Annotated in this window: 10 protein-coding genes; 7 read left to right on the top strand and 3 right to left on the bottom strand. The window is 73.9% G+C overall.

Features of this window, described 5'->3' with window-relative positions:
• Nucleotides 1-44 precede the first annotated feature (44 nt).
• Together IEZ04_RS09195 and IEZ04_RS09200 are read left to right on the top strand one after the other, a co-directional pair.
• Nucleotides 45-1,640, top strand: a complete 1,596-nt coding sequence (locus tag IEZ04_RS09195) for a phytoene desaturase family protein (protein WP_189216233.1) — start codon at nucleotides 45-47, stop codon at nucleotides 1,638-1,640.
• 259 nt (nucleotides 1,641-1,899) lie between these two features.
• Nucleotides 1,900-2,091 (top strand): DUF2795 domain-containing protein, encoded by a 192-nt coding sequence (locus tag IEZ04_RS09200; protein ID WP_189216234.1) that lies wholly within the window; start codon nucleotides 1,900-1,902, stop codon nucleotides 2,089-2,091.
• Nucleotides 2,092-2,164: 73 nt separating this feature from the next.
• Here IEZ04_RS09200 and IEZ04_RS09205 read toward each other — a convergent pair whose 3' ends face one another.
• A complete protein-coding gene (locus IEZ04_RS09205) occupies nucleotides 2,165-4,576 on the bottom strand; it encodes a penicillin acylase family protein (protein WP_189216235.1) in 2,412 nt (803 codons plus the stop codon).
• Nucleotides 4,577-4,793: 217 nt separating this feature from the next.
• Between IEZ04_RS09205 and IEZ04_RS09210 the strand changes: the two genes are divergently transcribed.
• Together IEZ04_RS09210 and IEZ04_RS09215 are read left to right on the top strand one after the other, a co-directional pair.
• Nucleotides 4,794-6,299 (top strand): acyl-CoA synthetase, encoded by a 1,506-nt coding sequence (locus IEZ04_RS09210; RefSeq protein ID WP_229820912.1) that lies wholly within the window; start codon nucleotides 4,794-4,796, stop codon nucleotides 6,297-6,299.
• Between the two features lie 122 nt (nucleotides 6,300-6,421).
• Complete coding sequence (locus tag IEZ04_RS09215) at nucleotides 6,422-7,234, top strand: SAM-dependent methyltransferase (RefSeq protein WP_189216236.1); 813 nt, start codon at nucleotides 6,422-6,424, stop codon at nucleotides 7,232-7,234.
• Between the two features lie 51 nt (nucleotides 7,235-7,285).
• Here IEZ04_RS09215 and paaK read toward each other — a convergent pair whose 3' ends face one another.
• A complete protein-coding gene (paaK, locus tag IEZ04_RS09220; protein ID WP_189216237.1) occupies nucleotides 7,286-8,587 on the bottom strand; it encodes a phenylacetate--CoA ligase PaaK in 1,302 nt (433 codons plus the stop codon).
• A 250-nt stretch (nucleotides 8,588-8,837) separates the two neighbouring features.
• Here paaK and IEZ04_RS09225 point away from each other — a divergent pair, with 250 nt between their 5' ends.
• The 3 genes from IEZ04_RS09225 to IEZ04_RS09235 all read left to right on the top strand — a co-directional run bounded on the left by IEZ04_RS09225 (nucleotide 8,838) and on the right by IEZ04_RS09235 (nucleotide 11,586).
• Nucleotides 8,838-9,080 carry a DUF397 domain-containing protein gene (locus IEZ04_RS09225; protein ID WP_189216238.1) on the top strand — a complete coding sequence of 81 codons (243 nt, stop codon included), beginning with the start codon at nucleotides 8,838-8,840 and terminating at the stop codon, nucleotides 9,078-9,080.
• A 175-nt stretch (nucleotides 9,081-9,255) separates the two neighbouring features.
• On the top strand, nucleotides 9,256-10,230 hold the full coding sequence (locus IEZ04_RS09230; protein WP_189216239.1) for a universal stress protein: 975 nt from the start codon (nucleotides 9,256-9,258) through the stop codon (nucleotides 10,228-10,230).
• Between the two features lie 858 nt (nucleotides 10,231-11,088).
• A complete protein-coding gene (locus IEZ04_RS09235; RefSeq protein ID WP_189216240.1) occupies nucleotides 11,089-11,586 on the top strand; it encodes a hypothetical protein in 498 nt (165 codons plus the stop codon).
• Between the two features lie 54 nt (nucleotides 11,587-11,640).
• On the opposite strand, the gene IEZ04_RS09240 is transcribed toward IEZ04_RS09235, so the two are convergent.
• Nucleotides 11,641-13,623 (bottom strand): N-acetylmuramoyl-L-alanine amidase, encoded by a 1,983-nt coding sequence (locus IEZ04_RS09240; protein WP_189216241.1) that lies wholly within the window; start codon nucleotides 13,621-13,623, stop codon nucleotides 11,641-11,643.
• Nucleotides 13,624-13,810 lie beyond the last annotated feature (187 nt).

Consider the following 13,810-nt stretch of genomic DNA (forward strand, 5'->3'; position numbering starts at 1 on the left):
GCCGGCTCCTGGCCGTCGCCGATCAGCGCGTGCTACCAAGGGTCATGCGCGCACCCGAGGGACACCGCAGGTACGACGCCGTGATCGTCGGCGGCGGCCACAACGGCCTGGTCGCCGCCGCCTACCTCGCCCGCGCCGGGCGGTCCGTGCTGCTGCTGGAGCGGCTGGACGCCACCGGGGGCGCCGCCGTGTCCGCGCGGCCCTTCCCCGGGATCGACGCGCGCCTGTCGCGCTACGCGTACCTGGTCAGCCTGCTGCCGCGGAAGATCGTGCGGGACCTCGGCCTCGACGTCCGCCTCCGACGGCGCACGATCTCCTCGTACACGCCCACCGAGCGCGCCGGGCGGCCCACCGGCCTGCTCGTCGGCGGGGGTGAACGGCGCACCCGGGAGGCGTTCGCGCGGCTGACCGGCTCGGACCGCGAGTACGGGGCCTGGCGGCGCTTCCACGGCATGACGGGACACGTTGCCGAACGGGTGTTCCCAACGCTCACGCGACCGCTGCCGACCCGGGACGCACTCCGCGCACACATCGGCGACGACGCCGCCTGGCGCATGCTCTTCGAGGAGCCCGTCGGCGTGGCGATCGAGGAGCACTTCGCCGACGACCTGGTGCGCGGCGTCGTCCTCACCGACGCCCTGATCGGCACCTTCGCGGACGCCCACGACCCGTCCCTGGCGCAGAACCGCTGTTTCCTCTACCACGTGATCGGCGGCGGGACGGGCGACTGGGACGTGCCCGTCGGCGGCATGGGCGCCCTCACGGACGCGCTCGCGACGGCCGCGCGGAAGGCGGGCGCCGTGCTCGCCACCGGGCACGAGGCGGTGCGGGTCGCCACCGACGGACGGGCCGCCGAGGTCACCTACCGCACGGCGGACGGCGAGGGGACCGTCGGGGCCGGGCACGTACTGGTGGGCGCCTCGCCGCGGGAACTGGCCGCCCTCACCGGCGACGAACCGCCCGCCCCCGCCGAGGGCGCCCAGCTCAAGGTGAACATGCTGCTGGAGCGGCTGCCGAGGCTGCGTGACACCTCCGTGAACCCCCGCGAGGCGTTCGCCGGCACCTTCCACGTCGCCGAGGGGTACGGGCAGCTGGCGGCCGCCCATGCCCGGGCGGCGGACGGCCGGCTCCCGGAGGCCCCGCCCTCCGAGCTCTACTGCCACTCCCTCACCGACCCCGGCATCCTCGGCCCGGAGCTCGCCGGGCGGGGCTGCCACACCCTCACCCTGTTCGGGCTGCACACCCCGGCGCGACTCTTCACCCGCGACCACGACGGCACCCGCGACGCCCTGCTCGAGGCCGCCCTGGCGCAGCTCGACGCCCACCTCGCCGAGCCGATCGCCGACTGCCTGGCCACCGACGCCGACGGCCGCCCCTGCATCGAGGCGAAGACGCCGCTCGACCTGGACCGCGAGCTGCGGCTGCCCGGCGGCAACATCTTCCACCGCGAGCTGTCCTGGCCGTACGCCCAGGAGGGCACCGGCCGCTGGGGCGTCGAGACCCGGCACCCGAACGTGCTGCTGTGCGGCGCGGGCGCGGTGCGCGGCGGCGCGGTCAGCGGGGTGCCCGGCCACAACGCGGCGATGGCGGTGCTGGAGACGGTTGAGGGGCGGTGCGCGGTCCCGCCGTCCGGCGACTGACGCAACCCGGTGCGGTGACCCGCGGACGCGTCACGGAAGTGAACGCCGGCGCGTGAGCGGGATGGGTTCGAGGCGGCCGGTGCCGAGGTGTCCACGGCCACCGAGAGGGCCGGGAGGCCGAATGCGGTTCCCGTCACGTGCCGCTGGACCGCCGCATGTTCCCCGTCTGGCCGGGTACCGCGTCATGTCCGGATATGACCGAGACGGCCGTGCCGCTCGTGGGAGCGTGCCGTGCGGCCGGCGTCCCCAGGGAGAACCGATGGCCGACCTCAACCCCATCGACGTGCAGAAGGCCCTCAAGGGCATGGAATACCCGACCGACAAGAAGTCGCTGGTGGACCGCGCCCGTCAGAACAAGGCCGACGACAAGGTCGTCAGCCGCATCGACGGCCTGAAGAAGGACAGCTTCGACGGCCCGAACGAGGTGGAGAAGGCACTTTTCAACGAGTAGCGAGCGGCGACGTCGAGCAGCGGCTCCGGGGGCGCGGTGCCGCCGTCCGCACGGCGGCACCGCGCCCGTCACCTCAGCGGTGCTCGGCGACGCGGACGACCCTCAGCTCCGGCGAGGACAGGATGTCCTTCTCGCAGAACCGCGCGGTCACCCACTTCTCGTCCGAGAACAGCCGCGTCTGGTCGCTGTGGTGCGGCGACGCGGGGTTCGACGACTGCGAGTACGTCAGCAGCGTGCGGGCCACCGGGCACGGCCCGCCGTTCCAGCCCACCGCCTGGATGTGGCTGGAGCCGTGGACCACCTCCGGGTAGCCGCCGCCGGCCGCGTCCCACGGTGCCTGGATCATGTTCCACACACCGAGCGTGTCGGCGCCGCCGTGCACGGGGATGCGCTGCCCGTTCCGTACGACGAACTGGTTCTCGCCCAGCTCCGCGTCGAGCGGGATGTCCGCCGCGCGCAGCTCGGTCACCGCGTCGGCCAGCGCCGTGGCGACTCCGGGTGCGTCCGTGTTCAGCGTGTGCGGGGTGCGCACCGGGTCCGCGGCCGAGTACGGCACCTTCCAGAGCTGTTCCGCGGGTACCGACTGCAGCAGCTTCCGCCAGAACCGGTCGAACAGCAGGGCGCCCCGGCTGTCCGTGTCCATGGTCCGGTCCCACGCCGCCAGCACGCCGCACGCCCCGCCCACGTCGACCGGCTCGCCGTCACTGCCCGCCGCGGTGGAGTCCGGCAGCGCGGCACACGCCCGCACCAGGCCGCCGACCGTGAGACCGGCCGCGGGCACCCGGTTCGCGAACTGCTGCTCCTGCAGGTCGCGTACGGTCAGACCGCCCCGCTCCGCCATCGCCGACACGTCCTCCAGGGCACCGCGCGTCCGCATCGAGGGCTGGACGCCGACGGTGCCGAAGATCCGCTCGTAGTCCGTGACCGGCCGGTCGGCGTTGGACAGCCACGCGGGACCGTTGGAGTTCTCCGCGTACGGGGCGTCCTTGAGCGTGGGCATCCGTGCGGGCCCGAAGATGCCCGGATGCACGGCGTCCGGGTCCCGGCCGAGCGCGCAGTCGCCGCGTGAGCCGTCGAGGACCGCCATGCCGGACGCCGGGTACGTGGTGCGGCCCAGCTCGGTCGAGCAGCGCTCCGCCAGCTCGTCGGTGATCCGGGGCAGCACCTGCGACTGGGTCAGCAGGGTGTGCCCCGAGGAGTCCGCGGCGACCGTGTTCACCCACGGCAGGCCCTGGTGCCGCGCCAGCGCGTCCGCGATGCCGTCGGTGCTGCGCGCCCTGCCGAAGCCCAGCCCGGTGTCGAGGAAGCGCACGTTGCGCGCGTTGGGGTCGTGCAGCGCGTACGCCGTCGTGGTGGTCCACGGCAGCGGTGTCCCGGGGAGGGAGGTGACGACGGGCCCGTAGCGGGTCCACCACTGGGTACGGGTGACCGGCGCCCCGTCCCGGACGGGGACCGTCACGGTGCGCCTCGTCATCCGCTCGCGCTCCCCGTCGACCAGGTACACCGTCGGATCGGCCGGATCCAGCGCCAGCTGGTGGATGTTGGCCGGGACGCCGGTGGCGACCGTGTGGCTCCACGCGACGTGCGCGTTGTACCCGATGGAGACAGCCGGCAGGCCGAGCAGGGAGCCGCCCGCCATGTTCAGCTCGCCGGGGATCGTCTGCTGCGACTGCCAGAACCGGCGCCCGCCCTGCCACGGGTAGTGCGGGTTGCCGAGCAGCAGACCCCGGCCGTTCGCCGTGGTGTCGCCGTGGAAGGCGACCGCGTTGGAGCCCATGTCGGCGTTGCCGGCCGCGTAGAGTTCGCGCGCCGCCCGTGCGACGGCCCCGGCATCCACGGCCGGAGCGGCCGGCGTGGCCGCGGTGGGCGGCTGCGCGGCGGTGATCGTGTCCGCGAAGCGTCCCTGCCCGGAGATCATGACGATGGCGTAGCCGCGCACGGCCACGTCGAGCGCGGTGACCGGCCGCACCCAGTCGGCGCCCCCGCACGTGGGATCGGTGATCCTGTTCTGCCGCAGCCAGGCGTTGTAGCCGGCCGCCCAGCCGCGCATCATGTCCCGTACCTCGCGGCTCGGGCCCACGGGCGCGGGCTCGGCGAGCAGCTTCTCCACCGTGCGGGACTCGCGCACCCCGCGGAAGAACAGGTCGCTGCTGAGATTGGTGCGGGCGGAGGAGAGCGAGCCGTCCGGTGCCGCGTCGGCCCCGAAGTGCCGTGACCGCTCGCCGCGCAGGGTGACGAAGCCGTCGGCGAGCGTGCACACCTGGTCGGCGGCCTGCGCCCAGCCCTCGCCGAAACCGAGGCCCGCGTAGTCGTCGGCGAGGATGTGCGGGATGCCGTACTCGGTGTAGCGGATGGTGGCGGACAGACCGCCGTGCGATGGGTTTTCCCGGCGGCCGGGGTCCCCGGCCGCGGCGGCCGGCAGGGAAGCGGCGGCGGTGAACAGGGCGGCGGCCGCGACGACGAGTCGTCTCAGGCGGGTACGCAATCGAGCCTCCCACAGCATCGGTGACAGAAGTGGCCGAGCGTAACCACCGTCAACTCCCGTTGCGTACACGTTCGTTCGGAAAGCTGCATGGTTGATCGTGATCGCGCCAAATACGGGCGTGCCGCACCCCTGCCGGACGCTTGACCCGTTCGTACGGCCGCACGAGGATCACGGCAGGGCGGCGCGACGGTGCGGCGGTGCGACGGAGGAGCGGGGCATGGCGGTGGCGGCCGGGCACGACGTGACGGTGGACGGAGTCCTGCGGCGCAGTGCCCGGCGGACCCCCGCCCGCGACGCCCTCCACTACGGCACGCGCTCCTGGACCTACGCCGAACTGGACGACGCCGTCTCCCGCGCGGCCCAGGTGCTGCGCGACACCGGGCTCGCCCCCGGCGACCGCGTCGGCGCCTACGGCCACAACTCGGACGCGTATCTGATCGCCTTCCTGGCCTGCGCGCGGGCCGGTCTGGTGCACGTCCCCGTCAACCAGAACCTGACCGGCGACGACCTGGCGTACATCCTCGGCCAGTCCGGCAGCGCGCTCGTCCTCACCGACCCGGACCTGGCCGGCCGGCTGCCCGGCGGGACACGCGCCCTGGCGCTGCGCGACACCGGCGACTCGCTGCTCGCCCGGCTCGCCGTGACGGAGCCGTACGCGGGGCAGGGGCCGCGCGCCGAGGACCTGGTGCAGCTCCTGTACACCTCGGGCACCACCGCGCTGCCCAAGGGCGCGATGATGACGCACCGCGCGCTGGTGCACGAGTACCTGAGCGCGATCACCGCCCTGGACCTCCGAGCGGGCGACCGGCCCGTGCACGCGCTGCCGCTCTACCACTCGGCGCAGATGCACGTCTTCCTGCTGCCGTACCTGGCCGTGGGCGCCGAGAACACCGTCCTGGACGCGCCCGACGGCGACACACTCCTCGACCTGGTCGAGGCGGGGCGTGCGGACAGCCTGTTCGCGCCGCCCACCGTGTGGATCGCGCTGGCGAACCGCCCCGACTTCGCCACCCGCGACCTGGGCGGGCTGCGCAAGGCCTACTACGGAGCCTCGGTCATGCCCGTCCCCGTGCTCGAACGACTGCGGGAGCGGCTGCCGAGGCTGGCCCTGCACAACTGCTTCGGGCAGAGCGAGATCGGCCCGCTGGCCATGGTCCTCGGGCCGCACGAGCACAAGGGGCGCATGGACTCCTGTGGGCGGCCGGTGCTGTTCGTCGAGGCACGCGTGGTCGACGAGGGCGGCGCCGACGTCCCGGACGGGCAGCCCGGCGAGATCGTCTACCGCTCCCCGCAGCTGTGCCAGGGCTACTGGGACAAGCCCGAGGAGACCGCCGAGGCCTTCCGCGACGGCTGGTTCCACTCCGGTGACCTGGCGGTGCGGGACGCCGACGGGTACTTCACGGTCGTCGACCGGGTGAAGGACGTCATCAACTCCGGTGGCGTACTGGTCGCCTCACGCCAGGTGGAGGACGTTCTGTACACCCACGACCGGGTCGCCGAGGTGGCCGTGATCGGGCTGCCCGACGAGAAGTGGATCGAGGCGGTGACCGCCGTGGTCGTCCCGCGCGGGGACGTCACCGAGGCCGAACTGCTCGCCCACGCGCGCGAGAGGCTCTCCGGCTTCAAGACGCCCAAACGGGTGCTGTTCGTGACGGACCTGCCGCGCAACGCGAGCGGGAAGATCCTGAAGCGGGAGCTGCGGGACCGGTTCACTTCGCGGTGACTGATGAGGCTTAGTATCACCCCAGTGACAACTGGTGCGCAGGCGTCAACTGGTGCACGCTGCCCGTACGTTGATCTCCCGGTTGTCCGCGACCTTGCACGTACCGGCTGAGAGACGGGCCCATGACCGACCAAGCGATCACACCGGAAGCGGCGGCCAAGGAGAGGATCGACACCTCGGTGCCGCACTCGGCCAGGATCTGGAACTACTGGCTGGGCGGGAAGGACAACTACCCCGTGGACGAGGAGGCCGGCGACGCCTACACCGCCGTCTTCCCCGGCATCGTGACCATCGCCCGCAGCAGCCGCGCCTTCCTCGGCCGCAGCATCCGCTACCTGGTCCAGGAGGCCGGCGTCCGCCAGTTCCTGGACGTCGGGACCGGCCTGCCGACCAAGGACAACACCCACGAGGTCGCCCAGCGGTACGCGCCGGAGTCCCGCATCGTGTACGTGGACAACGACCCGATGGTCCTCGCCCACGCCCGCGCCCTGCTCTACTCCTCGCCGGAGGGCGCGACGTCCTACGTGGACGCCGACGTGTTCGACACGGACCGCATCCTGGAGGCCGCCGCCCGGACGCTGGACTTCGAGCAGCCCGTCGCCCTCATCCTCAGCGGCATCCTCGGCCACATCGAGGACTACGACGGTGCCCGCGCGCTCGTGCGCCGGCTGCTGGACGCCCTGCCGTCCGGCAGCTACCTGTGCGTCAACGACGGCTCGCGCGGTACCGACCCCGACTACGAGCAGGCGCAGGACGCTTACAACGAGACCGGCGCGGTCGGGTACTACCTGCGGCCTGTGGACAAGATCGAGGCCTTCTTCGAGGGCCTGGAGCTCATCGAGCCCGGCATCGTCTCGGTACCGCTGTGGCGCCCGGAGCCGGGCACCGACCCGGTGGCGATCGGCCAGCACGGCGGCGTGGGCCGCAAGCCCTGACCTGCCCGGAACGCCCCCGCACCGGGCGTGCGGGGGCGTCCGCCCGGCCGGTCAGGCCGGGCGCGGCCGCAGGTCCACGATGCGCCTGATCTTCCCCACCGACCGCTCCAGCGACTCCGGCTCGACGATCTCCACGGCGACCGAGACGCCGATGCCGTCCTTCACGGCCGCCGCGACGGACCGGGCGGCTTCGTCCCTGGTCTCCGCCGAGGCCCCGGGGCGGGCCTCGGCGCGGACGGTCAGCGCGTCGAGCCGGCCCGCACGGGTGAGCCGCAACTGGAAGTGCGGGGCGACCCCCGGGGTACGCAGCAGGATCTCCTCGATCTGCGTGGGGAACAGGTTCACCCCGCGCAGGATCACCATGTCGTCGCTGCGTCCGGTGACCCGCTCCATCCGGCGGAACGTACGGGCCGTGCCCGGCAGCAGCCGCGTCAGGTCCCGCGTCCGGTACCGGACCACGGGCATCGCCTCCTTGGTGAGCGAGGTGAACACCAGCTCGCCCCGCTCGCCGTCGGGCAGCACCTCGCCCGTCACCGGGTCCACCACCTCGGGCAGGAAGTGGTCCTCCCAGACGTGCAGCCCGTCCTTCGTCTCCACGCACTCCTGGGCGACCCCCGGGCCGATGACCTCCGACAGCCCGTATATGTCGACGGCGTCGATCCCGCACCGCTCCTCGATCTCCCGCCGCATCCCCTCGGTCCACGGCTCGGCACCGAAGATCCCGACCCGCAGCGACGTACCGCGCGGATCGACGCCCTGCCGCTCGAACTCGTCGAGGAGCGTCAGCATGTACGAGGGCGTCACCATGATGATCCGGGGCCGCAGGTCCTGGACGAGCTGCACCTGACGGGCCGTCATCCCGCCGGACGCGGGCACCACCGTGCACCCGAGCCGCTCGGCCCCGTAGTGCGCGCCCAGCCCGCCGGTGAACAGCCCGTAGCCGTACGCGACGTGGACCGTGTCACCGGGGCGCCCGCCCGCCGCGCGGATCGACCGGGCCACCATGTCGGACCAGAGGGAGAGGTCGTTCTCGGTGTAGCCGACGACGGTGGGCCGCCCGGTCGTCCCGCTCGACGCGTGCAGGCGCCGGATGCGCGTCCGCTCCACGGCGAACATCCCGTACGGGTACTGCGCCCGCAGGTCCGCCTTCGTGGTGAACGGGAACCGGGCGAGATCGCCGAGTCCCCGGCAGTCGTCGGGGCGGACGCCCGCCCGGTCGAACGCCTCCCGGTAGAACGGAACATTGGTGTACGCGTGCCGCAGCGACGCCCGCAGCCGCTCCAGCTGCAGGGCCCGCAGCTCCCGCGCGCCGAGCCGTTCCCCCGCGTCCAGCAGCCCCGTCGCCTCCGCCATCGGACCTCTCCCTCGCCGACCGCACGTACCGGGCGACCGATCATTCGGTCGCCCGTGTTCCCGATCAGTAACCCAGCCCGACACGTCCCGGACAAGAGATCGGCGCCTGCTTTTTCGGTGTCGCAGGGGACGCCGGCGCGGCTCACGGGCACCGGGCCCCCGCCACCGAACCTCCTCCTCACACGGCCTGTCGGCGGCGCAGACCGATCGCTAGTCTGGCGGCGGACGACGAACCGGGAGGAGCACGGACGTGGCCGAGACCTTTGTGGAGCAGCCCTCGCTCGCGGGCTGGAACAAGCCTGACCTGGACCTCACCAACGCCGAGTGGCGCTCCAGCAGCCGGGGACGGGGCGACGTCCAGATCGCCTTCGTCGAGGGCTTCATCGCGATGCGCAACGGCGGTCGGCCCGACAACCCCTCCCTGATCTTCACTCCCGCCGAGTGGGGTGCGTTCATGTCGGACGCGCGCGAGGGCGAGTTCGACCTGACCTGATCCCGGCGCGGCCCGAGCCGCCCGCGGAGCCGCCGCTTCGGGGGCCGCTGCTCAGGTGAATCCCTCCTTCCACCGGACACGCGGTCCGGACACGCGGTCCGTGACCCGCCCGGGAGCCGGTCCCTGAGCCAGGCTGGCCCCGGAGGACCACATGTGCGCCGGAGGCGAGGAATCGATGAGCACTCTGCCGGTCATCGCGGCCGTCGACGGATCGGAGGGCAGTCTGCGCGCCCTGGACTGGGCCGCGGCGGCCGCCGGGGCGCGCGGGGCGCCGTTGCGCGTCGTCCATGTGCGGCGGGACGCGTTGCCCGCGCCCTGGGCCCAGCTCGAGGTGCTGGCCTCCGTGCCGCCCGATCCCGTCGACGACGAGGTCCTCGACCGGGCACGGGCGCGGCTGGCGGACCGCGCCGACCCGTCGACCGTCGCGTACGCCGGCCTGACGGGCGCCCCCGAGGCCGCCCTGTCCGAGCTGGGCCGCAGCGCACAGCTCCTGGTGCTCGGCTCACGCGGCCGGGGCGGGTTCGCCGGCCTGGTCCTGGGCTCCAGCAGCATGGCCGCCGCGCGGGACGCCGAGTGCCCCGTGGTCGTGGTGCCGCCGCCCGGACGTGAGGTCCACGAGGGCCCGTCGCCCGCCCCGGGGCCGCGCGTCGTCGTCGGGCTGCACATCGACAACCCCGACGGCGCCCCGCTCGCGTTCGCGTTCGCGGAGGCCGGGCGGCGCGGCGCCCGTGTGCAAGTGGTGGCCGCGTACCCGTGGCCGCTGCGGGGGTGGACGGCGCCCGGGGACTTCTCGCCCCCGGTGATCGACCCGGACGCCGTCGCCCGGGAGACCCGCACCCTGGCGGAGCGCTCCACCGCACCGCACCGGGAGCGGCACCCGGACGTCGACGTGGAGTTCACCGTGCCCGCGGGCGACGCGGCCGGCCATCTCGTGGCCGCGTCCGAGGACGCCGAACTCGTGGTGGTGGGGCGCCACCGCCGGCGCCTCCTGGCACCCGCCCGCATGCTCGGCTCCGTCACCCACGCCGTCCTGCTGCACGCGGCGAGCCCGGTCGCGGTGGTACCGCCGACGCCGGACGGGTCGGTGGGGAACGGCACCGGGAGCGGGACCGAGCACACGGACGGGAACAAGGACGGGGACGAGCCCTGAACCCGACCCGCCCACGCGCCACGGCGCGCGGCTGAGGTGGAGCGCTGACCGTCCGGCGTCGGGTGCCGCGCGGCACCCGCGCGCGCCGCGCGGCCGTGCCCCACGTGGCCCGGACCGGAGGGGAAGGCCGACCGTCCGGCCTCCGGCGCCGCGTCCAGACGTCCGGTATCCGGCGAGCGACGCCTGGCATCTGGCTCTGGCTCCGGCTCTGGCTCTGGTTCCGGTTCTGGTTCCGGCTCCGGTTCTGGCTCTGGTTCCGGTTCTGGCTCTGGTTCCGGTTCTGGCTCCGGTTCCGGCTCCGGATGTGGCTCCGGTTCCGGCTCTGGTTCCGGCTCTTGCTCCAGCTCCGGCATCCGGCGCCCGACATCCGGCGCCCGACTCCGGCATCCGACGTCCAGCGCCGGGTCCTGGCGAACGGCGTCCGGCATCCAGCGGGCGGCGGTGGGCCGCCGTGCGGCGGGTGCCGGCCGTTCGGACGACCGGACCCGTACCCGCCGGCCCGTCCGGGGCCGCCGCGGCCCCGGACGGAGGGCGCCGACCCCGCCGTACGGCGGGCCCGCGCCGAGGGCCGCCGACGCACCGGGCGCACGCGGCCGGCGCACGCGTACCGCCCCGCCCGGCAACGGTCAGCGCACACGTACCGTCCCGTTCCGCCCCGCCCCGCCCCGCCCGACAGCGGACGGCTGTCCGGCACGCGCTGTCGTCATGCCTCGTGCGCCCACTGTCCCGCGACGATCACAACCGCATCGCACCAGGTCCCGAGCGCCGGGGACGGGCGCTTCGCCCCCTCCCGTCCGCCCCGTCCCCCCTCCCTCTCCCGCACGTCATCGATTCCGGCCGTGCACGTACCATGGCCGCATGTCCTTCCTCCGCCGCCGCAGTGCCACCCCCGCCGGGCCCGACTTCGACGTACTGGCCATGGACCCGGGCGACTGGCCCGGCAATCTCGGGGCGGGCCTGCTGCCCGCCCCCGACGGCAGCTGCCAGGGCGTCTTCCTGCGGTACGACCTGTTCGGCGGCCGGGGCCCCGCGATGATCATCGGCAATCTGCCGGAGGGCTCCCCGGCGCGGGAGACCGAGGAGGGGGAGATCCCGTTCGAGGTGGCCCAGCTGCTGCTGGCGCTGGACAACGACGAGGAGGTCACCGTCGTCGGGTCGGAGGACGTTCCCGTGATGCAGGGCGACAACCTGCTCATCGTGCGGCGCCTCAAACTCTCCGAGGGCCGGATCTCCTGCGTCCAGTTCGACCGCAGCGACAACGTCCTGGTGACCATCGCCGCCTGGGACCGCCCCATCACGGACGACCTGTACGCGCTGCTGAAGCCGCTGCCGGCGGAGCTGTTCCAGCAGGGCTGAGCGGAGCGACCGCACGGGGGCCGGGGTGCCACGCACCCCGGCCCCCGTCGTGCGCTACCCGGCCGACCCGAGCACCTGGACGTCCGCCGCCCGGACGTACGCCACCCGGTGGCCGAACTGGATCCCGTAGTACCGGTCCTCGCCGGTCACCACCCGGTGCCCGGACGTGTCGAAGGCCGGCGCGTGGAAGTACTCGCCGGGCACCTCGCCGCCGATCACGTACCGCTGGCCCGCGGGCAGCCGGTACGGCAGCCGGGAGACCGGCTGGGCCGGCACGCCCGCCGGGTAGGCGCCCTTCTCCGGGTACGCCCTGCCGTACACGGGGATCTGGGCGACCCCCCTTCTGGGAGTGACGACCGATCCGGACGCGTGCAACGCCGTCGGCCGGTCCGACGGGTCGTGGAACCAGGCCTTCTGGCCCAGGTACCAGATCGCCGTCCAGTCGCCCGAGCGGTCCGCCACCGCGTACTGCTGGCCGGTGGAGACCCGCGAGCCGATGTCGTTCACGTCGGTCGTCGATCCGCCGCCGCCCGGGCGCAGGCCGATGTCCCTGACCAGCGGTGAGGTCGCGTCGGGGCGCACGTGGAGGCGTACGGCGCTGGAACCGTGCGCCGCGCACGGCTTGCCCGCGCCCGTGCAACCGGTGAACTGCGGCCGGTGCGCCGCGAACTCGGGAGCGATGGTCACCAGGCCGCCCTGCGGACCGGCCGTGGCCGTGAACGGCTTGCCCAGCAGCGTGAAGTAGTGCTGCCAGTCCCAGTACGGGCCCGGGTCGGTGTGCATGCCCGGGATGTTCGAGCCGAGCGCCCCGGGGACGTTGTCGTGGCCGAGGATGTGCTGACGGTCCAGCGGGATGCGGTACTTGGCGGCGAGGTACCGCACCAGACGCGCCGACGAGCGGTACATCGCCTCGGTGTACCAGGCGTCCGGCGAGGCGAGGAACCCCTCGTGCTCCAGGCCGATCGAGGTCGAGTTGACGTACCAGTTCCCCGCGTGCCAGCCCACGTCCTTGGTCCTCAGGTGCTGGGCGACGTGACCGTCGGTGGAGCGCAGCGAGTAGTGCCACGCGACGTAGGCCGGGTTCTGGACCAGCTGCAGCGTCCTGTCCCAGGTCTCCTCGGTGTCGTGGACGACGATGTACTCGATCCGCTGGGACGCCGGACGGTCGGCCTTGTCGTGGTTGCCGTACTTGCCCGCGCCCAGGTCCTTGTACGGCGCGGGCAGCCACTCGCAGGACACGGTCGCCGGGCACTCCGTGCCCTCGGTGGCCGCCGCGCGCAGCCCGGCCCGCGCGAGCTGTGCGGTGTCGGGCCGCAGACCGGGCTCGGCGGCGAGCGTCACCCGCTCACCGGAGTCCGTGGTGCGCCGCTCGCCGGTGCGCAGCACCTCGAAGACGTCGTCGGCGTACGCGGCCGCCGTCGCGCGGTCGTCCGCGCCGGAGAACCGTGCCACCGCCGCGTACCAGTCGGCCGGATCGGTGCTCGTGGGCCGGCCGAGCTCCCGCTGCGCGGCGGCGAGCAGTGCCGCCCCGCCCGTCACGTTGGCCGCGGCGTCCGTGCGCAGCCTCCCGGCCGGGATGCCGGTCAGCTCGGCGGCCCGTGGCAATGTGCGCAGGCGGTAGGGGAGTCGGGCTTCCCGGGGCAGGTCGGCAGGGGGCGGTGGCAGCGGCCTCGACTCGTCGCCGCGGGGGTCCTCCGTGCCCTCGCTGTGGTGCGGGGCCCCGGCGAGGGCCGTACGGGCGTCGGTCAGGTGCATCGGACCGTAGCCGCCCGTGACACTCGGCGCCCCGCCGTGTGCGTCCCAGCGGGACTGGAGGTAGGAGACGCCGAGGAGCACGCTCCGCGGTACGTCGTACCGGGCGGCCGCGGCGGTGAAGGCGTCCTGGAGCCGGCCGGCGGAGTCCCGGGCCGTACCGGCGGGCGGGGCCGCGCCGAGCAGGGGCAGCAGCAGCGCCGCCGAGGCGACGGTGACCGCTGCCGTCCCGCGTGCGCGTCTGGGCCGGGCGGCGGGCCTCGGATCGGTGGGGGAACGTCGCAAAGCAGCCTCCTGGAACGGTCGGGCCGGGGCGGGAGGGAACGCGCGATGCGGTGCCGATGTCGTGGGAGAAGCGGCGCGGGGCGCCCTGCGGCCTCCGGCGTGGGTCAGTGGTACCGGCTCGTCGGCGCACCGTCAATCATGCCCACGCAAAGGCGGTTCGCGATGTCATTCGAGGTGAGGAAGAGTT

Origin of the sequence: Streptomyces ruber (assembly GCF_014648075.1) — a bacterium.
Lineage (GTDB): Bacteria > Actinomycetota > Actinomycetes > Streptomycetales > Streptomycetaceae > Streptomyces > Streptomyces ruber.

Bases quoted from the DNA above. Each gene is read 5' to 3' on its own strand.
- IEZ04_RS09195 (WP_189216233.1), top strand. From the start codon at position 45: ATGCGCGCACCCGAGGGACACCGCAGGTACGACGCCGTGATCGTCGGC.
- IEZ04_RS09200 (WP_189216234.1), top strand. From the start codon at position 1,900: ATGGCCGACCTCAACCCCATCGACGTGCAGAAGGCCCTCAAGGGCATG.
- IEZ04_RS09210 (WP_229820912.1), top strand. From the start codon at position 4,794: ATGGCGGTGGCGGCCGGGCACGACGTGACGGTGGACGGAGTCCTGCGG.
- IEZ04_RS09215 (WP_189216236.1), top strand. From the start codon at position 6,422: ATGACCGACCAAGCGATCACACCGGAAGCGGCGGCCAAGGAGAGGATC.
- paaK (WP_189216237.1), bottom strand. From the start codon at position 8,587: ATGGCGGAGGCGACGGGGCTGCTGGACGCGGGGGAACGGCTCGGCGCG.
- IEZ04_RS09230 (WP_189216239.1), top strand. From the start codon at position 9,256: ATGAGCACTCTGCCGGTCATCGCGGCCGTCGACGGATCGGAGGGCAGT.
- IEZ04_RS09235 (WP_189216240.1), top strand. From the start codon at position 11,089: ATGTCCTTCCTCCGCCGCCGCAGTGCCACCCCCGCCGGGCCCGACTTC.